31 protein-coding genes are annotated in these 23,488 nt (G+C 48.1%); 16 read left to right on the top strand and 15 right to left on the bottom strand.

What is annotated here, in order from left to right; genetic code table 11:
* Window positions 1-143 precede the first annotated feature (143 nt).
* Entirely contained in the window at window positions 144-674 is a 531-nt protein-coding gene (locus P402_RS0108755) for a PadR family transcriptional regulator (RefSeq protein ID WP_235188847.1), read from the top strand.
* A complete protein-coding gene (locus tag P402_RS0108750) occupies window positions 671-1,138 on the top strand; it encodes a DUF4188 domain-containing protein (RefSeq protein ID WP_026828330.1) in 468 nt (155 codons plus the stop codon). Before P402_RS0108755 ends, P402_RS0108750 begins: the two co-directional genes overlap by 4 nt.
* 47 nt (window positions 1,139-1,185) lie before the next feature.
* Here P402_RS0108750 and P402_RS17000 read toward each other — a convergent pair whose 3' ends face one another.
* Entirely contained in the window at window positions 1,186-1,344 is a 159-nt protein-coding gene (locus P402_RS17000) for a DUF1272 domain-containing protein (RefSeq protein ID WP_081578956.1), read from the bottom strand.
* Window positions 1,345-1,493: 149 nt separating this feature from the next.
* On the opposite strand from P402_RS17000, the gene P402_RS0108745 reads away from it, so the two are divergent.
* Together P402_RS0108745 and P402_RS0108740 are read left to right on the top strand one after the other, a co-directional pair.
* A complete protein-coding gene (locus P402_RS0108745) occupies window positions 1,494-1,937 on the top strand; it encodes an Lrp/AsnC family transcriptional regulator (protein WP_026828329.1) in 444 nt (147 codons plus the stop codon).
* Window positions 1,934-2,698, top strand: a complete 765-nt coding sequence (locus P402_RS0108740; RefSeq protein ID WP_026828328.1) for an aminoglycoside phosphotransferase APH(3') — start codon at window positions 1,934-1,936, stop codon at window positions 2,696-2,698. The genes P402_RS0108745 and P402_RS0108740 overlap by 4 nt, the downstream gene beginning before the upstream one ends.
* A gap of 279 nt (window positions 2,699-2,977) precedes the next feature.
* Here P402_RS0108740 and P402_RS0108735 read toward each other — a convergent pair whose 3' ends face one another.
* Window positions 2,978-3,448, bottom strand: a complete 471-nt coding sequence (locus P402_RS0108735) for a M50 family metallopeptidase (RefSeq protein ID WP_026828327.1) — start codon at window positions 3,446-3,448, stop codon at window positions 2,978-2,980.
* Window positions 3,449-3,549: 101 nt separating this feature from the next.
* On the opposite strand from P402_RS0108735, the gene P402_RS16375 reads away from it, so the two are divergent.
* Complete coding sequence (locus P402_RS16375) at window positions 3,550-4,254, top strand: alpha/beta hydrolase (protein ID WP_051525141.1); 705 nt, start codon at window positions 3,550-3,552, stop codon at window positions 4,252-4,254.
* A gap of 180 nt (window positions 4,255-4,434) precedes the next feature.
* Here P402_RS16375 and P402_RS0108720 read toward each other — a convergent pair whose 3' ends face one another.
* The 4 genes from P402_RS0108720 to P402_RS0108705 all read right to left on the bottom strand — a co-directional run bounded on the left by P402_RS0108720 (window position 4,435) and on the right by P402_RS0108705 (window position 7,509).
* Window positions 4,435-4,782 carry a DUF2200 domain-containing protein gene (locus P402_RS0108720; protein ID WP_026828326.1) on the bottom strand — a complete coding sequence of 116 codons (348 nt, stop codon included), beginning with the start codon at window positions 4,780-4,782 and terminating at the stop codon, window positions 4,435-4,437.
* 119 nt (window positions 4,783-4,901) lie between these two features.
* A complete protein-coding gene (locus P402_RS0108715) occupies window positions 4,902-6,080 on the bottom strand; it encodes a hypothetical protein (RefSeq protein WP_026828325.1) in 1,179 nt (392 codons plus the stop codon).
* Between the two features lie 31 nt (window positions 6,081-6,111).
* Window positions 6,112-6,351, bottom strand: a complete 240-nt coding sequence (locus P402_RS0108710) for a hypothetical protein (protein ID WP_026828324.1) — start codon at window positions 6,349-6,351, stop codon at window positions 6,112-6,114.
* Window positions 6,352-6,510: 159 nt separating this feature from the next.
* Window positions 6,511-7,509, bottom strand: a complete 999-nt coding sequence (locus P402_RS0108705; RefSeq protein WP_026828323.1) for an NADP-dependent oxidoreductase — start codon at window positions 7,507-7,509, stop codon at window positions 6,511-6,513.
* Window positions 7,510-7,644: 135 nt separating this feature from the next.
* Between P402_RS0108705 and P402_RS0108700 the strand changes: the two genes are divergently transcribed.
* From P402_RS0108700 to P402_RS0108690, 3 genes are read left to right on the top strand one after another with little or no spacing between them, the layout of a single operon-like run.
* Entirely contained in the window at window positions 7,645-7,884 is a 240-nt protein-coding gene (locus tag P402_RS0108700) for a hypothetical protein (protein WP_235188846.1), read from the top strand.
* Window positions 7,881-8,678, top strand: coding sequence for a phosphotransferase (locus P402_RS0108695; RefSeq protein ID WP_026828321.1), 798 nt, complete (start codon window positions 7,881-7,883; stop codon window positions 8,676-8,678). Before P402_RS0108700 ends, P402_RS0108695 begins: the two co-directional genes overlap by 4 nt.
* A gap of 58 nt (window positions 8,679-8,736) precedes the next feature.
* Window positions 8,737-9,120, top strand: coding sequence for a YkvA family protein (locus P402_RS0108690; RefSeq protein WP_026828320.1), 384 nt, complete (start codon window positions 8,737-8,739; stop codon window positions 9,118-9,120).
* 2 nt (window positions 9,121-9,122) lie between these two features.
* Here P402_RS0108690 and P402_RS0108685 read toward each other — a convergent pair whose 3' ends face one another.
* Window positions 9,123-9,644 (bottom strand): shikimate kinase, encoded by a 522-nt coding sequence (locus P402_RS0108685; RefSeq protein WP_026828319.1) that lies wholly within the window; start codon window positions 9,642-9,644, stop codon window positions 9,123-9,125.
* Between the two features lie 105 nt (window positions 9,645-9,749).
* Between P402_RS0108685 and P402_RS0108680 the strand changes: the two genes are divergently transcribed.
* From P402_RS0108680 to P402_RS0108655, 6 genes are all read left to right on the top strand, one after another.
* Complete coding sequence (locus P402_RS0108680; RefSeq protein WP_034769875.1) at window positions 9,750-10,100, top strand: cyclic-phosphate processing receiver domain-containing protein; 351 nt, start codon at window positions 9,750-9,752, stop codon at window positions 10,098-10,100.
* Between the two features lie 133 nt (window positions 10,101-10,233).
* Window positions 10,234-10,581 (top strand): potassium channel family protein, encoded by a 348-nt coding sequence (locus tag P402_RS0108675; protein ID WP_026828317.1) that lies wholly within the window; start codon window positions 10,234-10,236, stop codon window positions 10,579-10,581.
* 34 nt (window positions 10,582-10,615) lie between these two features.
* Window positions 10,616-11,827: a chloride channel protein gene (locus P402_RS0108670; protein ID WP_026828316.1), complete on the top strand. Its 1,212-nt coding sequence runs from the start codon at window positions 10,616-10,618 to the stop codon at window positions 11,825-11,827.
* A 1-nt stretch (window position 11,828) separates the two neighbouring features.
* Window positions 11,829-13,487, top strand: a complete 1,659-nt coding sequence (locus tag P402_RS0108665; RefSeq protein WP_026828315.1) for a DUF6044 family protein — start codon at window positions 11,829-11,831, stop codon at window positions 13,485-13,487.
* Between the two features lie 12 nt (window positions 13,488-13,499).
* Entirely contained in the window at window positions 13,500-14,450 is a 951-nt protein-coding gene (locus tag P402_RS0108660; RefSeq protein ID WP_026828314.1) for a glycosyltransferase family 2 protein, read from the top strand.
* Entirely contained in the window at window positions 14,447-14,830 is a 384-nt protein-coding gene (locus P402_RS0108655) for a GtrA family protein (protein WP_026828313.1), read from the top strand. Before P402_RS0108660 ends, P402_RS0108655 begins: the two co-directional genes overlap by 4 nt.
* A 40-nt stretch (window positions 14,831-14,870) precedes the next feature.
* Here the strand turns inward: P402_RS0108655 and P402_RS0108650 are convergent, their stop codons facing one another.
* The 6 genes from P402_RS0108650 to P402_RS0108625 all read right to left on the bottom strand — a co-directional run bounded on the left by P402_RS0108650 (window position 14,871) and on the right by P402_RS0108625 (window position 20,796).
* Entirely contained in the window at window positions 14,871-15,281 is a 411-nt protein-coding gene (locus tag P402_RS0108650) for a DUF2231 domain-containing protein (protein WP_026828312.1), read from the bottom strand.
* 83 nt (window positions 15,282-15,364) lie between these two features.
* Window positions 15,365-15,952, bottom strand: coding sequence for a DedA family protein (locus P402_RS0108645; RefSeq protein WP_026828311.1), 588 nt, complete (start codon window positions 15,950-15,952; stop codon window positions 15,365-15,367).
* A 93-nt stretch (window positions 15,953-16,045) separates the two neighbouring features.
* Window positions 16,046-18,682 carry an ABC transporter permease gene (locus P402_RS0108640; RefSeq protein WP_026828310.1) on the bottom strand — a complete coding sequence of 879 codons (2,637 nt, stop codon included), beginning with the start codon at window positions 18,680-18,682 and terminating at the stop codon, window positions 16,046-16,048.
* Window positions 18,683-18,698: 16 nt separating this feature from the next.
* Complete coding sequence (locus P402_RS0108635) at window positions 18,699-19,433, bottom strand: hypothetical protein (protein ID WP_152538827.1); 735 nt, start codon at window positions 19,431-19,433, stop codon at window positions 18,699-18,701.
* Window positions 19,434-19,495: 62 nt separating this feature from the next.
* Window positions 19,496-20,191, bottom strand: a complete 696-nt coding sequence (locus P402_RS0108630; RefSeq protein WP_034769874.1) for an ABC transporter ATP-binding protein — start codon at window positions 20,189-20,191, stop codon at window positions 19,496-19,498.
* Between the two features lie 200 nt (window positions 20,192-20,391).
* Entirely contained in the window at window positions 20,392-20,796 is a 405-nt protein-coding gene (locus P402_RS0108625; RefSeq protein WP_026828307.1) for a hypothetical protein, read from the bottom strand.
* Window positions 20,797-20,890: 94 nt separating this feature from the next.
* On the opposite strand from P402_RS0108625, the gene P402_RS16370 reads away from it, so the two are divergent.
* Together P402_RS16370 and P402_RS0108615 are read left to right on the top strand one after the other, a co-directional pair.
* The gene (locus tag P402_RS16370; protein ID WP_051525140.1) at window positions 20,891-21,418 is read left to right on the top strand and encodes an RNA polymerase sigma factor; all 528 of its coding nucleotides are present in this window, start codon (window positions 20,891-20,893) and stop codon (window positions 21,416-21,418) included.
* Complete coding sequence (locus P402_RS0108615) at window positions 21,415-22,254, top strand: hypothetical protein (protein ID WP_026828306.1); 840 nt, start codon at window positions 21,415-21,417, stop codon at window positions 22,252-22,254. The genes P402_RS16370 and P402_RS0108615 overlap by 4 nt, the downstream gene beginning before the upstream one ends.
* Before the next feature lie 6 nt (window positions 22,255-22,260).
* Here P402_RS0108615 and P402_RS0108610 read toward each other — a convergent pair whose 3' ends face one another.
* Window positions 22,261-22,656 (bottom strand): GNAT family N-acetyltransferase, encoded by a 396-nt coding sequence (locus P402_RS0108610; RefSeq protein ID WP_026828305.1) that lies wholly within the window; start codon window positions 22,654-22,656, stop codon window positions 22,261-22,263.
* Complete coding sequence (locus P402_RS0108605) at window positions 22,653-23,336, bottom strand: HAD family hydrolase (RefSeq protein WP_026828304.1); 684 nt, start codon at window positions 23,334-23,336, stop codon at window positions 22,653-22,655. The genes P402_RS0108610 and P402_RS0108605 overlap by 4 nt, the downstream gene beginning before the upstream one ends.
* Between the last annotated feature and the right edge of the window lie 152 nt (window positions 23,337-23,488).

The following is a 23,488-nucleotide window of genomic DNA, read 5'->3' as shown; positions in this document are numbered from 1 at the left end:
AAAGAAAGCAAGCTTACAGGAATGTAAGAGGATGTTTCTTTCGTAAATATTCTGAATATTCGTTTAGTAACTGAATGACCGGGAATATATATCTAAAAGATACTATCTAAAAGATATAGGAGAATCCGATGCCAAAAGAAAACATGACACGATATGCAATTTTAGGATTGCTGGCAAGCGGCTGTACGTCCGGCTACGAAATGAAGCATACGATTGATACGAGTCTCAATCACTTTTGGAAGATCAGCTTCGGTCAGGTCTATCCGATGCTGAAAACGTTGGCGCAGGAAGGGTTGATCGTCGAAGAGACCGGAGAAGGGGATGACCGGAAGACGTTTGTTCTGACACCGGACGGCGAGGTGGAACTCGGACGCTGGGTCCAGGAGCCGACGATTGAACTGCCGGTGCAGCGGAACGAATTGTTGCTGAAACTCTATTTTGCCCGGCATGAGTCAAAAGAAACGACGATTAAGAAGATTCATCAGCATGCCGCTCTGCTCCGGGAACGATTGGACACATACCAGATGATTGAACAATCGATTCTGACCTATAAAGAAGCGGATGATGCCATGTATTGGCTGCTGACGCTTGATTACGGAAAACGCAAGACACAGGCACTGCTGGAATGGTGTGAAGCGTCCGTTCAGACACTCGAAGGAGGAAAATCATCATGAAACGCGTGATCGCAACACCAAATGAAGACGTCGTAGTATTCATCATCGGCTTACGGATCAACCGTCTGCGATCGGTCCGGAAATGGTGGCCGACCGTTCAGGTGATGACACCGATGATCAAGGAATGTTATGAGCAGCAGGTTGGTTTGTTGTCGCATGAGATGCTCGTCGGATGGCGGTCGGTCACGTTGATTCAATATTGGCGATCTTCGGACGCCTTGATTGCCTACTCGCACGGTAACCGCCATCTGACCGCCTGGAAAAAATTTAATCAGTTGTCACGGGCAAGTAACGCCGTCGGGATTTTCCATGAGACGTTTGAAATCAGCAACTACGAGACGATGTATGTTAATCTGCCGACACGGGGACTGGCAAAAGCGGTCGGAGAAAGTACGATTCAGAAACATCAGGAACAGGCGAAGGACCGGCTGGCCGAACGGAAACCGGTGTCGACACGTGAATAACGAAAGTAGGGAGCGGATTCAAATGATCCGCTCCCTTGCTGTATGTATTACTGTTCTACCCGGACTAATGTTTCTCCGCAATTTTGACAAATCGAATTCATCGTCTCGGTACACTCTTTGCAGAATGTACAGTTGTGCGAACAGTGATACGTTTCCTGACCGTCTTCAAATGTCTCCGCACAGCGGGTGCAATTTGTTGCCTGCATGTCTTTCACCTCACTTATTTTTGATCTGTCTTTATTGTACGAAAGAAGAACGTGACCAGACAGATAATTTTCCTTGTTTTTCAGTAGCTTCAACTGAAAATGAATGGTAATTTTAAGATATGTCTTCATAATATTAGGAGGGTTGAAAAATGGACGAAATTGATTACGCAATTATCCAGGCATTGCAGGCAGACGGGCGGATGTCCTGGACGGAACTCGGTAAAACGGTGGGTCTTTCGACGCCTGCCGTCAACGAGCGGGTAAAGAAACTGGAGGACCGCGGTGTCATCGAAGGGTACCGCGCCGTCATCAATCCCGTTGCGCTTGAAAAAACAATCATGGCGATTTTGATGTTCGAAGACACAAGATGCGACGCGTTTATCGCATTTTGCAAGAGTCATCCGGATGTCGTCGAGTGCCACCGGCTCGCCGGAACGTTTAACTTCATGGTCAAACTGTATACACCATCCGTAGAGACATTAGAAACGTTTATCGATGTCTCGATGAAGTATGGTAAACCGTCGACCTGGATTCGGTTGTCGTCACCCGTCGCGTTTAAGTCGTTTATGGTCGGAGATGGGATTTTAATATGAACGTTTCTATCAAACAACGAATCGAACAAAAAGTCGGTTTGATCCATTCTATTCATCCCGTTGCCGAGCAGGGGGGAACAGCCATCGTCTACCACATGAAAACGTTAGACGGCACCTTTATCCTCAAACAGGCAAGCTTACCCCGATACCGCGAGTGGTTGGCGCAGGAAGCGACAGTGATGCAGACGTTCAAGTCACAACAACATATCACTATCCCGACTTATATTGATTATATTGAAGACGAGCAACAGGATTATTTACTGATGTCCTACATAGCAGGTGAGACGTTGACAACGGTACTGGCGGATGCTTCCGAGTTGCAACGATTGGCATTGATCCGTTCATTCGGACGGTTCCTCAGACAGTTTCATATGAGCGAGAATATCTCTACCCATTCTTCACAAGACTGGCTGGACAAACAGCTGCTTCAAGCCGATCACTACATTAAACAGGGATGGACAAGTGGTTCACACGAGTTGCTTAACGCATTATCCACCAAGCAGCCGGAACCTGTTTCGGCGACGCGGATACACGGAGATTGTACGACGGACAATCTATTGGTCCGAGATAACGCAATCGTTGCGTTTATTGATGTAGCCGGAATGACGGTCGGCGATCCCCGCTACGATGAAGCTTTGGCGACACGGTCTTTTCGGTATGATGACAAGATGCTCGATTCCTTCTACTCCGGATATGGATATTCACCAATTTCAGAAGAAACATTCCACTATTTTGATGACGGATTATACGAATTTTACTGAACAATTTGGAAAGCAAAAACGGCTATCTCCTGAATATTAAGAGGAAATAGCCATCTTGATTATTTTTTCTATTAAGTACAACACCTTGTCGCTTGATCGACCTGATCTTGCGGAATCAGTAATTGGTCGCCCTCAACTTTAAACTCAATGTCATTGGCTTTTAGCCGTTCGCGGGTGTATTTTCACCCCATGGAACGGTTTTCGGTTGCGCGGAAGCGCATCCAACGAGCAGTAGACTACTTGCCAACAGTAATAGTTTTAACATGAACTCGACTCCTGTCAGGACGTATGTTGATTTTTGTTAAAAAACAGCTGTTTCAATTGCAAGCCATCGCTAGCAATACCACTGGATAAGCGAATCGGAAGAAGATTAAACAGGATAAAAATCAACGAAACTTGAATGAAGGGCTGAGCTAAAAATTGCATGACCGGATTCGGAAACAGCAGACTCAAGATTAAAACGAATACACCACCGATCAAGTTGGCACCAACTCCGCCGAGTAATATAGCGGCTCGTTGTCCGCGGCTGAGCGAAATCTCTGACGGGTGAGATTGATGCAGTCCTTCCCAAAATTGCTTTCGGGCGATGGAAAAATGACCGATTCGCAGGAAAGGCTCACCTTTTCCAATTGAGATGGACTTTAAGCGTCGACCGACCAAGCGGGCGGCGAGCGCATGCCCATACTCGTGCAGAATCAAGCTCGGAAAGTAAAAGGCAAGCATAATTAAATTAAATAAAAGAAAATGCATTATCTTCCTCCTCTCATTCATAAACATAACAAAAATGGGTAATGATGACAAATTACATAGTTGTAATCGACAGTCCTCTGAATCGAAAAGGGGACATCCGAATGAATACCTTAAATGATATTGTACTGTCGATCCGGACCTTTCCGGCGCAACAGCCGATTTCCCGCAAAACCATCTGTCTGTACCACGGGTGGGGATCCAGTGTTAGCAAATACGAGGATTTCGCCGAGATGCTCTCAAAGCAAGGGTTTACGGTCATTGTGCCGGAACTCCACCTGCATGACAACCGTGATGCGTTAGCAACGTACTTTAACACGGGCGTCGTCGAACGTCACTTTTGGGAAGTCGTGTTTCAAAGCATCGAAGAATCGAATGCGCTCGTTAAGCAGCTGAACGTTCCAAGAGAGGACATCATTTGGCTTGGTGTCTCGATGGGAGGATTCATCGCCAGCGGTGCTGCTGCTAAACATGACGGTAGCGCAGGGGTGATTAACATCAACGGGTCCGGCTCCTTCCTCTTTTCGGAACAGCTTTTCCGAAGACGTGACAAAAGAGACGATTTAACGGCGGAAGAAGAACGACACTTGCGGGCGTATGATCCTGTCCTGCAAGAACAGTCTACACCAACGTTATTCGTACATGGACAACGCGATGCGGTCATTCCGATTGAAACGCAGGAGCATTATGTACGACAAGTGGGCGAAATCCATCTCGATTTAACGTTTCTGAAACATCCGTCGATCAACCAAACCGTGTCGGATCAGATGATAGCGGACATCTTCATTTGTTTGAATGATCGTTTTTAACGAGAATAGACAGAAGAACCGGACACCTGCTTGAGGTGCCCGGTTTTTTAGTATTTAGTGATTAGATGGGACGCCGTACCGAAGATGATGATCAACGAGGTAAAAACCGCTCATTAACATCGTGACGAGAGCGAAGAGTGACGCGATGGTAGTCAGCATACGATTTTCCTCCTTAGATTCTTACCGTAAGATTTTCTCGAACGCTTTTCCTTTTGCCAGTTCATCAATCAACTTGTCGAGATAGCGGATTTCCCGCATCAACGGCTCCTCGACGTCTTCGACCCGGACGCCGCAGACGACACCTTTAATCAAAAAACGTCGTTCCTGCATCTTAGGTGCATTGGCAAAAAAACGTTCGAACGTCGTCTGATCCATCGCTAATGCGGCGAGTTGTTGTTCCGAGTAGCCGGTCAGCCAGCAGATGATCGTATCGACTTCCTGTTTCGTCCGACCCTTGCGTTCAGCTTTTGTCACGTAAAGCGGATAAACACTCGAAAACGCTGTCGTGTACAACCGGTGTTTCGTCATCGTACTCCCTCCTTGAACCTAATTATTACGAAAAGTGTAGCATATCGAACGTTGGAAATGGGCCCCTCCAGATAAAACAAAGATCGTCCTTTTCGCACGAAAGGAACGGTCTTTGCCAATCATTTTTTTAAATCGATGACATGGAATTCAATCTGTTCATCGTCCGATACCCCATATGCGAGCTTCCCGTTGGCATAAATCGGTTTGGACGTTGTATCGGCCATTTCCGTCAAGGGAGCAACGGTGCCGCGCGCAAGATCGGCGTACCAGAGTCGTGTCATACTCTCCCGGAAAATCACCCGGTCAGCAGATAAAAAGCGGAATGCATCAACCGTCAAGCGATTGTCCGACGGTTTGAACTGGTACCCCGGTTGTCGTCCTTTCTTAGGCATGAAGAGGGCGGAGCCTTCTTCGCCGATCGAAACATACTTTTTGTTGTGCTCAAAATCAATCAGCCCGTTCATCCGTCGTTTGAACGTGCCGTCAAACGTCTCGAGTGCCGGCGTTTGATGACCGTTTTTGAAAGTACTTGTATGCAAAATCAGCCCGGCATCGCTCCGGCGGAAGTCAAATGGATACTGTCCATTCCGTTTTGCGCCTTCTTTTAAAATATACTGCTGATGGATGATGATGGCGTCTTCCGCGACATCAAACGACTTGAGGATTGTTTTCGTTCGGGTTGGTGTCGCTTCATGCGTCATCCAGGATACCCGTTTGGACGACGTATCCAGATAAGGAATCGCCGTGTCATAACGGCTGATCCCTTGATCAAGCGTATTGATTTTTTCCGTCTTCAAGTCCAGCAAGCGAATCGCCCATTTTTGTCCGGACTTGGTCGGATTGGATTCGACCCAAAACAGGTAATGCGACACTCCGGTCATCATACCGATGGTCCGGTTGACCGTATGCAATACTTGATTATCGTTCGACCCTTGGCTGTACCGGTAAATGTAGCTTTTACTGGTGGTGTCACTCGTTTGTTTGATGTGCGTATAGTAGATCGATTGCTCATACAGATAGTCCGGAGCGATCAGGACGTTTTGACCGGTAAAAAACGACGACAGATTGTATGTCTGATGTGTTCCGAGCGAAATCTGGTCCGTCTTTTTCTTCAGCGGCACGTATTTTCCATAGTCGGACAAAGGGGCACTGACCGGTTCAAGATTTGGCGTCGGCTCAGCCACCTGCGGGTCTGCCTTGATTTTCGACGGTTGCTTGGCTGAATCAGAATCGGTGCATCCTGCGGTGACGACAAGCGACACCATTAAAGCTGCCGTAAGAGCTGTTTTCCAGTGCATGATCTGTGTCTCCTTTTAGACGAATTGGTCATCATCTACGGTTTTGTTTTCTTCTCCAACGCATCGAGACCAAAAAAGCGGAAATTCCGGACATCACAATCAAATACAACAAAAAGACGAAGGCGAATTCGCCATAATCTTCAAGACTGTTGAATGGATTTGCTGTAATGAACGGCTCAGGTAGAATCCCGATCAAAAACAGCGGAATGAACAGCAGGAAAAACCGTTTCCAAAAATAATACTTGTACGGAGTGCCGGTACGTATGTCCATTGATTTCTCCCTTCCCATCTCCAGAATCGATTATCCTATTTTTAACATATTATATCATTTATTGTTTAAGTTGATGAATAAATTTAAAATAAGCCATCAATAAAAAGCGGTCCAGCAAACACCCCATCGTCGGGTGATTGCTGGACCGTTTTTAGTCTCTTACTTGATTTTTAAGATAACCTTACCTTTGGCACGACCAGATTCGGAATACTCGAGCGCAGCCTGTGCCTCTTCAAACGGATAAATGCGGTCGATGACCGGTTTGATTTGTCCGGTCTCGATCCATTCCGTGATGTGTTCCAGTTGCCGGCCGCTCGGTCGCATGAACAAAAATGTGTATCTAACACGATGTTTTCGTTCGAGCAATGTCTCGCGAAGGGTGAGCAGACGGAACAGATTTGTCTTCAGGAAACCGGACCGGTAGGACTTACCGAACCGTCCGTTCGGCAAACCGGAAATCGAGACGATTTGTCCACCCGGCCGGACGATTTTAAACGAGCGCCGGAGTGTCTCACCGCCGATCGTATCGTAGACCCCGTCATAATCATGGAGGACTTCGTCAAATGCTTCGGTCCGGTAATCGATGATTTCATCAGCCCCGAGTGACGCCACGAGGTCGTGTCCGGCGGGGCTCGCCGTCGTTGCGACGTACAAGCCCATCGCTTTCGCCAGCTGGATCGCAAAGGTTCCGACGCCACCGGCACCTGCCTGGATCAGAATCTTTTGTCCCGGTGTCGCCTGCAAGACATCGTGTAATGCTTGATAGGAAGTCAAGCCGACGAGCGGGATCGACGCGGCTTCCTCGAACGAGAGCGCAGCCGGTTTTAAGGCAACCATCTGTTCATCGATTGTGATGTATTCGGCAAAGGTCCCGATCCGGTTTTTCTCGGCCCGGCCGTAGACGGCATCCCCGACTTGAAACTGTTTTACGGCATGACCGACCTCAACAATGACTCCGGCGAAGTCATTGCCGAGAATCAGCGGGAACTGATATGGAATCAACAGCTTGACGTCACCGTCCCGAATCTTAAAATCAACCGGATTGATGCTCGCTGCGTGAATTTCCACAAGAACGTCATGCGGCCGGACGTCCGGGCGGGGCTGTTCGGTTTGTTCGAGCGGTACCTGGCCGTATTTTGAAATCGTCATCGCTTTCATGAAAATCCTCTCCATTTCCTGGTTCTTCTGCTTTTAGTCTACCAGTTGATCCAGCGGGAGAACACTTTGAGTGATTCATTCGGACATGATAAGCTAAACAGGAACAGGGAAAAACTGGAGTTTGGGGTGAATGAGATGAACAAGACCGGAGAACGATTGTTACGGCTGTGGTTACGTGTGCCGCGGTTCGTTAAACGGATGGTGCCGCTCAGTCTGACATTGTACGTCCTCTTACTGATTGTCACGAACGGAATAGCAACGATCCTTCATTTTGATATCGGGTTAGTCTCATGGCGCGATCTCATCATCAGTTTAGCCGGAGCGGCGATTCTTGTTCCGGTATTCAATCAGTCAAAAGGGGAAGATAAAATATGAAACAATCGGAACAGGAAGAACCATTGACGGGCGGGAATGTCTCCGACGTCTCACGGATCGGGGATACGGTCAGACGGGAACAAAAACCGGAGAGTCTTCGAGTCCACCGGGTACTGCAACATCTTGAGCAAAAAGGATTTGAAGGAAGCCCGCGCTACTTAGGAATGGATCCACAGGGGCGCGAAATTCTGTCGTTCATCGAAGGCGAAGCCGGGAATTATCCGCTTCAACCATACATGCGCTCGGATATCGTTTTGGAAGAAACGGCACGCCTATTACGTGCTTATCACGAGGCAGCCGCAGATTTCCCGATACCAAATGAGTGGCAGCCGCTCGACGGAACACCGGAACCGCTCGAACTCATCTGTCATAATGACTTTGCCGTCTATAACGTCATCTTTCAAAATGAGCGTCCGGTCGGCATCATCGATTTCGACGTTGCTGCCCCAGGACCGCGGATTTGGGATATCGCTTATACGATGTACACTTTTGTTCCGTTAAGTCGGCATCAGATGACGGCAGAAGGAGAAACAAGGTTTTATGATGCTGTCGAAGACCAGGAGCAAATCCGGCGACGGGTTAAATTATTTTTATCGGCGTACGGGGAACCGGAACTACAAGGTGATCTGTACGGGACCGTGTTATTTCGCGTTGAAGCCCTGATCAAAACGATTCACCGGAAAGCGGCGGAAGGTGACTACGCATTTCAACGGATGATCGAAGAGGGGCACGTCACGCATTACGAACAAGAACTCGATTTTCTCGAACGCGAGGGAGCATACTGGTTCCGGTGAACCGGAAATGTTGAACGGGTCGCCGCCGGTTTAAACGGACGAAGAATGGAGAATCATCATGTTGGAAAAATTGAAGGATACCGCGAAAAAAATAAAAAAACAGATTTTTATTTTATATTTTGCCTATCAGGACGACCGGGTCGCCTGGTATACCAAATTATTTACGGCCTGTATCGTCGCTTATGCGTTCAGTCCGATTGACTTGATTCCGGATTTCATCCCGGTGTTAGGATACCTGGACGATATCATTCTTGTCCCTTTAGGCATCCTGCTTGCGCTAAGGATGTTACCGCAGGAAGTCATCGACGACTCAACCGTCAAGGCAGAACAATGGATGGGGGCGGATAAACCGAAAAATTGGTTTGTCGGCGCATTGATCCTCTTGCTGTGGTGTACACTGAGCATCTGGATAGGACTGAAGATTTACGATGCCGTCCGGTAAGCTCAGATTGATAGTTTCTGATAGGCTGATTTGATTTGTTTGTACATTACATCCGTCGGCAACGCGGCATCGATTTGAATGACGGGAGAAGCAGAACGAATCATTTGAAGACGGTGCTCGGCTAGCGTCCCGATCATCGCCGGATCGGTCGCCGTCAGGTACGTGCTGCACCAGTCGAGAAATACATTCGATCCCGTGAAATCAGGATACCGTTCTTGTTCCCGTTTGATTAAGCGTTCCATCCGCGTGTTTTCGTCCAACGTTAAAAAGACCAGCAATTCCCGATTATGAAACCCGATTTCGTTCCAGGAAAAGATGGAACCGGAGACGACATAATGGTGATGGCGCTCGATATCCGGAGTAAATAACGCATAACGTTCGACAATCGAGCGCTTTTCGGTGAAGATGTGGTCTTTCCACAGATAATGATCCGTGTCGATCCATGGGATACCTTCCTGTTGCCCGATCCACTTGCCGAGCGTGCTTTTCCCGGTGCCGGAACCGCCGATGATTTGAATCCGCATGTTTCTGACCTCCTTAACGCGCTATGAGAGCGATTCTTTTAACATTCATATTATCATTCTCTGAAATGGATAGCCGAATAAATAATTAGAAACGGATGTGTTGACATGAATATCTATTTGGATGATTTGCGTGATTGTCCGGAAGGTTTTACAATTGCTCGAACGATGGATGAAGCGATTGCCCTGTTTGAACAACATGAAGTGGATATATTATCACTTGATCATGATTTAGGAGAAGATAACGAAGGGAATTTGTTACCCGACGGTTACGATTTTGTTAAATACTTTTGTGAAAATGGGTTGAGGGCGAAGAAAATATACATTCACACGGATAACGGCGTCGGGCGCGCCAATATGTATGAGACATTAAAAGGTGCGCAAAAACGTGGGTTCATTCATCCTGACATCGAAATATTTCATTATTCGATTACAGTCAATCGTTATACAGGCGAGTAAAAGTAAACAAGAGCACTTGGGAAGGGAGACGATTTAAGAATCGTTCTTCCTTTTTTCGGGTAATTCAATAGATAAGGTAAGGGAACGATAGTCGTTACGTGTCAAGACTGCTTGTGAGGAGAGGATGGATGCGATGATTGCCTTTTTCATTCTATTACGCAATATGTATTACGTCCTGAAAATCCTATTTCGGCAGGACGAACAAAAAGCCGTCATGTTCTCCGTCGCTTTTCTCCTTGCGGTCGGGATGTTTTTTTATCACAGCGTCGAACAACTGAGTTATCTGGATGCCCTCTATTTTTCCGTCATGACGCTGACAACGGTCGGATATGGTGATATTCATCCGGTCACGCCGATCGGCAAGATTTTTACGATGGGGTATGTCTTGCTTGGGATTGGTGTCATCAGTGCCCTGATCGTCAACTTCAACCGGGCGTTAAAAGAGTTTCATTTAAATAAAAACAAATCAAACCGGAAGTGACAGGCTTTTTTTCTTGGGCTGAGGAGTGATGCGGATGAACTTTAATCTGGTATTCGTCCTGTACAGTTGTTTGCTTGGTTTTCTCGTTGGTGCACTCGCATCATTGTTTCTGGCATTGTCGAATCTGCTGATTCATCTTGTCTGGACGACGATTCCCGGCCAGCTGGACACCACGTTTTATCCGTTTTGGATTTGTCTGTTTGGCGGACTGCTGATCGGACTGTTTCAAACGTATATCGGCGACTATCCCCGGACGATGCATCAGACGCTTGAGGAATTCAAGACAACGGGTCGGGTCGCATATGAAGGGACGGTTGTTAAAAATATCGTGGCTGCCTTACTCGTCCTGACGTTTGGAGCAAGTCTCGGTCCGGAAGCGGCATTGATCAGCATCCTCGGCGGATGGATGACGTGGGCCGGTGACCGGATGACCTGGACCCTGCAGAAGAAAAAAGAGTTGCTTGATCTTGGGATCGGAGCGATGTTATCAACGATTTTTTATGCGCCGTTGATCGGCGTCAGTGAAGCTCTCGAAGACGGGGTGAACCGGTCCAACTTCAAGCGGAAGTCCATCAAAGTCTTGTTGTATGCACTGACGACAGCCTGCGGGATTTTCGCCTTTACGACACTGAATCGACTGTTCCCGCATGAAGTTTTGTTTTCAATCAGTACACCAAAAGTCAACTGGACGACGGAGGTGATGTACTTCCTGCTTCCGGCAGTCATGATCGGGACCGGATTCGGGTATCTATTTGTAATGTTTGGCCGCTGGACGGATGCGGTGGCACGGAAGTATCCGCATCCACTGGGACTGGCCCTGACAGCCGGTGCAATCTTAGGTCTGTTCGGTAGCCTGTCGTCTTATTTCTTATTTTCCGGCGAACAAAAAATTCTTGAGTTCTCGCGGATTGCCTTCGATCAATCGGTCTTATTCTTAATCAGCATCGCCGTCGGGAAAGCGCTTTTGACCCATGTCTGTTTTTCGTTCGGGTGGCGGGGCGGAAAAATCTTTCCGGCAGTCTTTTCCAGTACAGCGATGGCATTTGCCTTAGCGTCCGTTTTCCCGTATACACCGGGCCTGCTGGTTGCGGTCAGCGTCGCTGCCAGTTGTACGGTCATCCTCAAACAACCGTTCGTCACCGCAACCTTGCTGTTGTTTTTGTTTCCGTTACAATTTTTCCCGTTCATTTTGTCTGTTGCTGTGTTGATCAAACAACTGTCTGTTCGTCTCGGGGGGAGAGCGTGACATGAAAACAAAAGAGCCGATTTGGATTGGTCTTGGCGTGTTGCTGACGCTCTGTTATCTCTTGCCGCTCTTTTGGTTAGGAGAACAGGCACACGTCCGGATTCACGATAACCTCGATTCGAACGTCGTCTGGTATAAAAACCTGGTCGACTCGGACAGTGTCTATGCCGGATTACAGGATACGGTACCGAATCTTGTGGGGGGTGTCGTCTCTAGAAATGCCTTTGTCAGTGAATGGACGGGCATCATCTGGCTCTATCAATGGTTTTCACCGTTCACGGCGTATGTCGTCAGTCAGACATTGACGCGGATCTTTGCTTTTATCGGCTTGTATTTGCTGTTACGCGATCATTTGAAGCTTCAGTTGCCGCGAGCCGTCATCATGTTCGTTGCGGTGTTGTTTGCTTGGACGCCGGTTTGGCCGTCCGGGATGCTCAGTACACTCGGGATGCCGCTCCTGTTATGGGCTTATCTGAACCTGTGGCAGAAACAACGGATTGGATTGAGTCTGCTTACACTCGCACTTGTTCCGTTTTACTCGAGCTTCGTTCTCGGGATCGTATTTTTCTTGGCTTTATTAGTCCTGTTCGGTTTGTACAAGGAATGGCGTCAAAAATCGTTCCACGCTTTATTTTGGACCGCCTTCGGAGCACAGGTCCTGCTTTATCTTTTGATTGAATACCGGTTGGTCTACTCGATGTTGTGGGAAAGTGAAGTGACGAGCCGTGACCAGTTTGATATCGGTCATAATGGATTCTGGCGGACGATCCGCTTGTTTTTCAAACAATTTGTGTTGGGTCATACGCATGCCGAGGCGGCCCAGACGCCGGTCCTGCTGTCGTTAATCCTCGGAGTGTTGATCATCGCGATTTATCTGAAAGACCCAACCGCCCGTTGGCTGAAACAAGGTCTGACGTTACTTGCCGGATTATCGTTGTGGTATGCCTGTTGGTTTTATACGGGATGGCAACCATTGAAAGAGCGGATTCACGTAATGCAGACCTTTAATTTTGCCCGCTTTCATTTTATAGAACCGATGCTGTGGTACATTCTCTTTGCTCTGGCACTGGATTGGTTATGGCGGCGTGCCCGTCAGCGGCTTGTCACCATTATGATCCTGCTGCAGACAGTCGTCTTGTTGATTTGGAATCCGGAAGTCATTTACCAGAAGCAACCGAGTTTCAGCGAATTTTACGCGGTCCAACAGTTTTCACGGATTCAGTCATACATCGGAAAGCCGATCGATACCTATCAGGTCGTGTCGTTAGGCTTACACCCGGCAATCGCTCAGTATAACGGTTTTCGGACACTGGACGGATACGTCAACTTTTATCCGCTGACCTATAAACAACAGTTTCGGACCATCATTGAAGGTGAACTGAATAAAAGTTCAGAGCTGAAGCACTATTTTGACGACTGGGGGAATCGTGTCTATATTTATTCGGCTGAACTGGGTAAAAACTATGACTATACGAAGACGAATCAACAGCCGGTCCATCACTTGGATATCAATGTCCGTCAGTTGAAAAAGATGGGCGGCTCATATCTTCTGTCAGCCGTTCCGGTTCAAAATGCCTCATCAATCGGGCTGCAACTGATGAAATCGTTCAGGGATGACCAATCCGCCTGGATCATCTATCTCTATCGTGTCGCACCTTAAGGAGGTTATTCCATGTCTGAAGCACCGGTTCTCGGTATCGTGATTCCCTGTTACAACGAGTCGGAAGTGCTACCCCTGACGATTGAAGCACTGCAGAAACGATTGTCGGAATGGATTTCGAACGGTCAACTGTCGGGACGATCCTTTGTCTTCTTCATCGATGACGGCAGCCAGGATGATACGTGGCGGCAAATCGAACGGATTCATCAGTTGGATCAGCGGTTTCAGGGAATCAAACTGGCGCATAATGTCGGGCATCAGCATGCCCTTCACGCCGGATTGATGGAAGCATATGAAACGGCCGACTGTCTCGTATCGGTCGATGCCGATTTGCAGGATGATCTCGGCATCATCGAAACCTTCTTAAAACGATTTCAGGACGGGGCGGACATTGTCTATGGTGTGCGAACGGACCGGACAAGTGACAGTTGGTTTAAACGGACGTCCGCCCAGTGGTTTTACCGCCTTGAAAAAATGCTCGGAGTCGAAACGGTATATAACCATGCCGACTACCGGTTGATGAGTCGACGGGCGGTAGCCGCGTTGGCCAATTATCCGGAACGGAATCTGTATCTGCGCGGACTTGTCCCGACACTTGGTTTTCGGACGGAGGAAGTGCCGTATGCCCGGACGGAACGTCTGGCCGGAGAGTCGAAATATCCGCTTCAGAAAATGTTGGCGCTCGCCTGGGACGGAGTGACTTCCTTCAGCGTCCGACCAATCAAACTGCTGTTTTTCCTGTCTTTGTTCATGGTCCTCGTGTCCGTCGGTTTTGTCGGATATACGCTGTACCGGTTTGCGGAAGGGGAGACGATGAGCGGCTGGGCGTCCTTGATGCTGTCGATCTGGTTCATCGGCGGCATACAGCTGTTCGGAATCGGATTGATCGGCGAATATGTCGGCAAAATTTTTAGTGAAGTGAAACGGCGCCCCTCTTACACGGTCGAGGAGACGTTAAAATGATCGGCAAAATCCTGCGTTTCTTATTGGTCGGTCTCGTCAACACGCTAATCGGGCTCGGTGTGACGCTTTTGCTGTACCACGGATTTCGAACAGGATACTGGGTCGCGACGGCACTCGGAAACGGATGCGGAATCGTAGTCAGTTATCTGCTGAACCGCCGATTTACGTTTTCTGCGACGAGCAGCTTAAAAACCGACTGGCTGCGTTTTTTGCTGGTCGTACTCCTGAGCTACTTGATTGCCTATCGTCTCAGTTTATATGTAATCGATCTTTTCCTTCCGTCATTTGGTGGGACGGGAGCGATTCTTGTCGGAATGGTGCTGTATACCGCTCTGAATTTCATCGGACAAAATTATTGGGTATTCAAAAAGCCAAGTTGATTGCGTTCTCAAAACGAGAACAGAATCAGCTTGGCTTTTTTTATTTCACATATACCATCTGTCCGCCGAGATGTCCGGCATAGGCGAGAAGACCACTGCCGATGATCGCGACGACGAGACTCGCGATCAGCAACGGCTTGTTCTTCGAGCGGTAGTGAAGGAGTAACAGGACGAGCGATAAACCAAACGTCAACAGACTGTACAAGGCGAAGTCTTCATGAGTATGAATGGCATCACGTGCCACGTTCAACTGACTTTCCGCAAATTCCTCTGCGCCGTCTCCCGTTAAGTAAGCGGCAATACCGGACAGTAGTCCAACACATAAGGTGATCAGCGAAAAAAGTTTCAGTTGCGTCCACTTCAGACTTCCAAGAAGCAGCAGGGTGGCGAATAACAAGAGACCAATCGGCATATGCACAAGTAACGGGTGAAGCGGAATTCCACCTAACATCAAAACGTCCTCCTCTGACAATCGAATTTAGCTAAGTGTATCAATATTTTTTTAAAATTATTTTCGGGAATTTGTGAATCAAGTCAATCTTCCGCTCGATCTTTTTTCAGCTTTCGTCTTTTGATGATCGTTCGCACGAGTAAAAAGAGGGCGATACTGCCGATGATGATCCAGCTGAGGTGGCGTGTTGCAAATGTCGCGACAAGCGTCCATCGCTCCTGTAACAGATAACCGCTCGTCATGAAAAACAACGACCAGACAGTGAAGGAAAGTAATGTCGAGAGGGTGAACGTTGAAAAACGAATCCGTAACGTCCCGGCCAGCAGACCGAACAGCGTTTTCCAAATCGGCGAAAGCAACAGATACCATCCGCCGTACGTCCGGAGGTTCGCTTCGACCAGCTGCATCCGGACCGGATTGACATGGAGCAGGCGTGTTAAGAGAGACAGGACCCGTTCACCGCCGTAATAAGCGAGACCGTACAGAATGGATTGGGAGACATAAAATCCGACTAAACCGGCTGCAAACATCAGGAGAAACGACATCTGATTGGAGGCCACCAAATAACCGGCATAGCCCATAACCAGTTCAGTCGGAATAAAATGCGCGAGTAAAGCGAGTACGACACCCCAGTAACTGTACAGTTCAAGCCACGATTGCCAATATCCCATATCGAACATCCTCTCTGTACGGAATTGATGTGAAACCAGTGTAGCACGAGTTTCCGTACAGCGAGTCCATCCTCAGGCGGATTCGCTTTAAAGTCACCCGGCGTCCTTCAGCTCCTGGTACGGATTGACGCGTGCCGCAATTTGCGCCGGCAACAGGGAAGCGATCGTTCCGAACAACACCGGCAGAAACAGGGAGACAGCAATCAAGAGCGGCTCATCCCACGGGACGAGATCATACAAGACATAAATCGTGAGATAGGAGATGCTCAGGCCGACGATTCCGGCGACAAATCCGATTAGCATCCCTTCCAAGACAATCAACTGACGGACAGAACCGTTCGTCCAACCGACGGCTTTGAGGATTGCGAGCGACGCCCGCCGATCGGTGACGTTCTGCCACATGATTTCTCCAGTTGTTAAGATCGCAATCGTAATCGCAACCCCCATCGTCACGTAATGCATCGGACCGACCTGCAAGGCAACGAACTGGCCGAGCCATGATGTATACAGGACACCTTGCAGGTGGAATGTGACGAACAAGAAGAATGTCAGCAAGGCTGTTGGTAAAGCAATCGAGAGAATCGACAGCGCATTACGTTTCCATTTGCCGAAGATTTCTTTAAGTGCCAGTGTCCAGGTCGACCGGAGACCGAGTTTGACGTGCGACGAGGACGCATATTCACCCGTCTTGATCGCTTCGTACGGTGAAATCTTCCGGATCGTAAACGACGACCAGGCCGCACCGGCAAAGTAAATCACCAAACTGAACAGTGTGATCCAGAGCAAACTCCAACCGTTCATCGTCTCACTTCGGACATACGAGAAAATGCTTTCGACAATCAACGCGACGATAGAGACAAAACCGGCGAGAATCGCGGCTTCAATCAAGACAATCCGGTACAAGTCTTTTGTCCGCCAGCCGAGCGCCAGCAAGACGGCAAATTCTTTCCGCCGGGCGAGCATCGAGACATAACTTGTCACAAGGACGTAGACGATGGCAACAGCAAGCATGGCGAAGATGACGCCGGAGAAGCCGACACTCGTCTCGCGGAAGATTGTCATCGCGGCGCCGATATGAATCCACGGCTGTTCAATCCAACCGAGTGTTTTGCCGTTATCGACGACTTTTGTCACGACTGGTTGCGGCGATGAGCCTTTGGTGATCGTTGCCAGCAGACCGGTTTCCTGTTCGATTTGTGTCTTGACGTCTTGCAGCAATTGTTCCGACTCTTCACTGACGGTTGTTGCGCCTTTGACTTTGAGGCGAATCGAGGAAATTGCTTGTTCACCGCTGACACCTCGTGCACTTTCGAGTGTCGTCAGGATGTTTGGTGAACTCGTCAGCAAACCAACGGGATTGCCGGACGTATCGATTGATTTCGCCGGATTAACCGGCTCACCTTTCGCATCGAGGACGAGATCGGCAGAGGACGGACGATACGTTTCCATCGGCAGTTCATTAAGCGGATCTTTGGAAACTTTGATTTTGTTCGGATCATACAGACCAACGACCTTAAAAGCGAGATAAGGAAAGAGGACGTCCACTTCGTCCGGCTTTGGTTTCTTTACTTTTTTACCGACAGATTTTATGGCGCGGTATCCTTTAGCAGGGAAGATACTTTTGCCGTATTGCCAATCTTTGATTTCAAGCGGTGAAGACGAGACTTCGTAAGCCGTATTCCAACGACTCGGATAAGGACTGGATTCCGACTTGAATTGAAGAGGACCCGTGTTGTAAAGGAGCATTCCGCCGTCTTCTTCTGCCGGGTCGGAATACGTCACGTTTGTATTATTAATCAACGTTTGTAAATACGTTTCTTCCACTTTAGACGTCGGAATATTGACTCGTTCGATGATCTTAGCAGGGTATGTATTTAAAACCGATTGGTCAAGCGATCGTTTTGGTTGTTTTTTAATCAATTCATCGACCAGTTTTTGTTGATCTTGTTCTGTTTTGAAGGGCGCATTTAGTTTTTCGGTTTTATAGGTATAGTTTCCCTGATTGTAAGAGTTGGGATTTACTAAAACAGGAATCGTATGTTTACTCGTACTTTTATCGTACTCGTACCGGTCAAGGGACGAAAAATAACGCGATTTATTTTTTGAATTGACACTTTTATCTAAACCGACAAGTCGTGCTTCTTCCTTCGGATCAATCGCAACGACAAGAACTGAATTACTTGCGACTGCATCTTCAAAGACATCAATCGGTTCCGTCAAAAACGAAACATTGCTTGGAATGGAGATTTTACTGCCTTGTGCCACATGTAGAATGACTTGCGATTGACGTTCTTTATTAAAACCGTTTTGGATATAGTTGGTTGTCGTGATGCGGTACAAACCTGGTGTTCTTGGGAACTTCAATTTCTTTTTGAAATTGACCGTCGTATTGACGTAGCCCATCACGGCTACCGGTGCCGCAATATCAATCGCTTTCATCTGTTTGATTGTTTCATATTGTTTAAAAGAAATCCCGCCGTTGATACCGTTTAAATAGTTGGGTTCGAGCAGGTCACTTGATTCAGTAGACATTTGACTACCTTTTGGCCGAACGACGATATCGTAGGCGGACGACCATTTTTTCTGTAACGTCTGTTCGACCGTGCCTTGGCTGGAGTCGGTCAGGTTGAACATCAGACTGAGACCGGCACTGATGATGAGCGCGCCGACAAGCGTCAGGATGAATTTAAACCGTTGCCGGCGCCAGTGATTCAAAACGAAACGTAGCATAGGGATTCTCCTTTATTCAGTGATGGGAAGACTGATGGCGTAAATACGTTGTTAAATCCTGTTTGAAGTGACGGAGTTCGTTTGGATCAACATCTGTCTCTGTTGCATAGCGGGTAATCAGGTAGGGCGCAAGTGACGTCGACAACTCAATTCGCTGCGTCCACTCTGTCAGCGACTCGTGCCGTCGGCGTTGCAATGGTTTTGATAATTGCTGATTGAAGTCGAATAAGAGCAGCCGGACAGATTCCTGCGGTGGAACGGGCATCTTGGGTGTGCTCGTCGGATGAATCGAGAATGGTCGTGGTAAGGCGGTCCGGTTATGGATTACGGAAGTTTCGCTGATTGGGCGATTCCGGAGCCGTCGCTGATTGAAATGATGAGAGATGAAGAACATGAAGAACCCGGCAAGCAACAGACCTGCCCATAACCAATAGGACGACTTGGAACGGGCGGCTTCCTTGGTTGTTTCGAAGAAAGAGGCCGATTCAGCCGTTTTTACTTTTCCGCGTGAAGCACCTTCGATCTTTTCCGTTTTCCCAGTCGCACCCCCAAGAATTTCACCCTCGGAATCTTCTCGGATGATCCCTTCGGAACAGTTATATTTTGAAAAAATCCGATTTGACAACGAATCCTTTCCACATCCCCGTTTTACCGTCGTTTCCTGTTCAGAAAAGTCTGCTTGCCGAAAGGATTGATAGACCGATTGTGTCGTAAACAACAGCAGAAAAAAGACGGCGGATGAACCAATCATGCATACAATGAGTTTGGACCGGAACGTTTTGATGAATCCCACCTCGCCTCCATGAATCGTTTTTACACACTCCGAACGGTCTGTTTCCGCCGGTCTTCAACAATCTGTCCATCCTGCATGAATAGAATCCGGTCCGCCCGTTCGGCCAGGGCCAAATCGTGCGTGACGAACAAGATGCCGCATTGTTCTTCTTGATGGAGATCGAGCAACAGTTGAAAGATCATCTCCCCGTTGACCGAGTCGAGATTACCGGTTGGTTCGTCGGCGAGAATCCAGCGCGGCCGATTGATCAGGGCTCGGGCAATCGCGACCCGTTGCTGTTGCCCGCCGGACAATTGCGCCGGCAAGGCATCCTGTTTCGCTGTCAGTCCGACTTTTTCCAAGATTTCCGCAATCCGGTCTTCTTTGTTGAAGTCGGTTTTTTGTTTCAGTAAGGGAACGAGCAGATTTTCTTTGACCGTCAACGCGGGCAACAGGTGAAACTGTTGGAAGACAAAACCGATTTCCTGCGCCCGGAACTTTGACAATTGCCGGTTCTTCCACTTCGTGATGTCTTGTCCGTCATAGTCGATTTGCCCCGATGTCGGCCGGTCGAGCGAGCCGATCAGACTTAAAAACGTCGATTTCCCTGATCCGGACGGACCGACAAGGGCGGTGATGTCACTCGCGGAAAACTGACAGGTCAACGCTTTTAAGACTTCACTCTGTAGTCCCACCTGGTTGAATGTGTGCGAGACGTCTTTGACTAAGATATCCATCAAACCACTCCTTTTACAAATTAAGGTAAAATAAGTGTAATATTATTTGAAAATTTTGTCTATTTATAAAAGATGATTACATAGAGAATAGAAAATTGAAACAGAAGTTTCCGGTCGAATGAGAATAAAAAAATCAGCTAAACGTTGTGTTTAGCTGAGGCATATTAACACTTTGGCAGATTCGTTCTTTCAGCACAATCTCACCGGACAGTCTGCTCGTTCATTGCGTCTAGAATAGTCTGGACCCAGTCTTGGGGAGGGCCGATACACTTCATAATGCCATCAATATGATAAAACGTGCTCGCTTCCGGACCGGTCCAACAAGTTTCGTCCGTCATGCAAAGAAAAATCGGAATTTGAGAGGCAAGAGCAATCCCAAGCTCGACGTGACTGCCTTTTCCGGCAGGGAGGACTAAAATCATGCAATCGCTCGCCCGGACGGCATCGAGTTCCAGCTGTCCAATCCGTTGCAGGGCAGACGGTGTATCGACCCGTTCCGATTGCGTCCAGTCGTACGTCAGGTGATGACCTTGCTTAATCAGTTGGTCGTTTATGAAACGGACGTCTTCGATGTTGCGGAAGCTGCTAGCAGTATAAAAGTTCATCTAACGATCTCCTGTCGTATAATTTTTTACAGATTTTTGAAACTAAATCGGCTTTTAATCAGTCTAATGAATAGAGAAGAAAGGGGGGAGTGCTGTGTTTCGTAAAAAAATCGCCGGGAGTTGGACGGATGATGTGTTTCTCGCAGCGTTATATGCCGAAGAACGCTATATTTACCGGATGTCGTATCTGTATTTAAAACACGAGCAGGAAGCGCTCGAAAACGTGCAGGAAGTCGCTTTTCGCGCCTGGAAGTACCGAAAGTCACTGCAGGATGTCACCTATTTTAAGACTTGGCTGACCCGGATCACGATCAATGCAGCACTCGATCATCTTAAGAAATACCAAGTGCTGGTCTGGACAAACGATACGGCACAGGATAGGGGTGAGCCGCAAATCCCGTCGTTTGAACATGTGGTCATTGATCAACTGTACCTGACTGATTTACTTGAACGACTCGATGTCAAGGAACGGTCGTTAGTCACGTTACGGTATCAAGCCGATTATTCCTTTCAGGAAATTGCTGATTTACTCGACATTCCGATCAGTACGGTGAAAAGTACGTTATACTGGGCGATTCAAAAACTACAACGCCATCAAGCGAAAGGAAGAGAGTCCGGATGAAACAGCAACTTGAGACAGCATTAAAAGGCATTCCCGTACCGGATACCGTTCACGCCCGGATGGAGCAGGGACTCCGCCGGAAAAAACGGAAACATCGTTTACCGCAACTGATTTTAGCAGCTAGTCTGCTGATTGGTCTGTTGCCATATGATCGGATTGAATCCTGGATCCAGCCGCCGATCGACCAATCGACCGCCTCGATGACTCCAGGACTTGTCTACCAGAAAGCGATATACCTGCAAAGTGATACGACAATCGCCGAAGAAACGGAGTTTCAGTTGCGTGGACAAAAGTTAGGTGTCTCCAAAAATACCTGGACCGAAGGCGCGGAAGCCGTTAACGTCAAGCAATCACTTGGATCGAATCTAGAGAATTATACGATTTACGTCGTAAAAGGATATGATCCCGCGATCCGACTGCTCGCGGTCGGACAGGAGGACGGGGCTGAAATCGTCCGCGTGCTGGACCGGTCGACATTCCGTCCGGATTATTTCCAACAGCTTCACCTGCAACAGACAATTCTTCGTGCTAATTATCAAACGTTCTCGACATGGGAATCGACCAACTCGGAACCGATTTCTGCAGAATCCCGGCTGCGTCAATTATTTGCTGAATTGAGCAAGGCGGTTCCGTTACGCGAGTCGGATCTTGCGGCGGATGTCGTCGAGTATCAAAATGACACCGATCTACGGATTCTGAACGTGACGATGGCAGACGGGGTGACGAACCAATTCCGGTTGATTCGTGAAGGCTATGTTTATTATGAACCGCTCGACCGTTACTTTGCCGTCAACGGGCCAGTATTTGATGATGTCTGGGAGCAGTTGAACCAGTAACACCAATTACTCAAAGGACTTCCGAAAGCCGTAAAACGGGCGGAACGCCTGACCGCGGTAAAAACTTTCCGAGCTGCTTGACGCCAGGACCTCAATCCGGGTCGTCGGATACCAGTCATGAAGACGGGCGAACAGCTGTTGAGCAAGACCTTGGCCACGGAAATCGGCCTCAATCAGTAATTCACAGATGTACAACGTGACCTGAGTGTCTGTCATTCCGCGGACATAACCGATGACCTCCCCCGCATGTTCGACGACAAGCGCAGCGTTTGAGTGTTGCCAAGCGAGTTGGGTCCGTTCATGGAGACGGACGAGTTGGTTCCAGCCTTCCGCAGCATTTAAGCGCTGAATGGCGGGGAAGTCCTGATCTTGGTACGGGCGGATCTGATAGGCAGTTGTCATAAGCGTGACCTTCTTTCTAAGTTAAGTTGGATGAGCAAGGGTTCGAGTTCCGACCAATCGTTCACAGTGTAGGAGGACGGACTATTGACGACCGGTCGATTACTTTTTAATACCGCTGTCATGCCAACCGCTTCTGCTCCTTTGATATCGTGCAGTGGATGATCCCCGATAAACAGGACCTGTTCCGGTGTGAGTCCCCAGTCTTTTACGGGACGGAGGAACAAAGCCGGATCGGGTTTCGCAAGACCAACTTCTTCCGAAATCAGGATCGGATCAAAAAATGTCTCCAACTGATGGTGGGCGATGACCGATCGTTGCAAGTCACTCCGACCGTTCGTTATGAGCCCAAGACGATACTTGTGTGATAAACGTTGCAAAAGTTCGAGCGTTTGAGGAAACAAGACACTGCTTGAGGCAAACGACGAGAGATAATCTTGTAACAACTCAGTAGCAGTGACACCTTCAAGCTGAAAGTGGGTGATTAGTTTTTGATAGACGACATCCTTCCAAACGAGACCGTTTTGATCAAAGGTCAGAAAGAGGGTTTGATAAGCGGCAAGTGGACAAGTTGAAACGGGCGCAATCAGACGAGCATGTTGAGATTTCAAAAAGAGCTGCAAAGAAGTCGTACGATCAAGTAACGTCCCGTCGAGATCAAATAAAACAGCGGAGAGGGTCATGAAATAGCAACTCCTATTCATTATATATATTTCAATTACCGTAATATTAACATAAAAATAATTGAAACACTTAAACAGGATATCTTACATCTGTACAGAACATCACTATATCTATATTCGTCTATTTCGTTAAACTGATTGCACAAGGAGAA

The sequence above is a fragment of the Exiguobacterium sibiricum 7-3 genome, from assembly GCF_000620865.1.
In the GTDB taxonomy this organism is placed as follows: Bacteria; Bacillota; Bacilli; order Exiguobacteriales; family Exiguobacteriaceae; genus Exiguobacterium_A; species Exiguobacterium_A sibiricum_A.
Note: the sequence above shows the minus strand (reverse complement) of the source record. Positions and strands in the feature narration are given on the sequence as shown.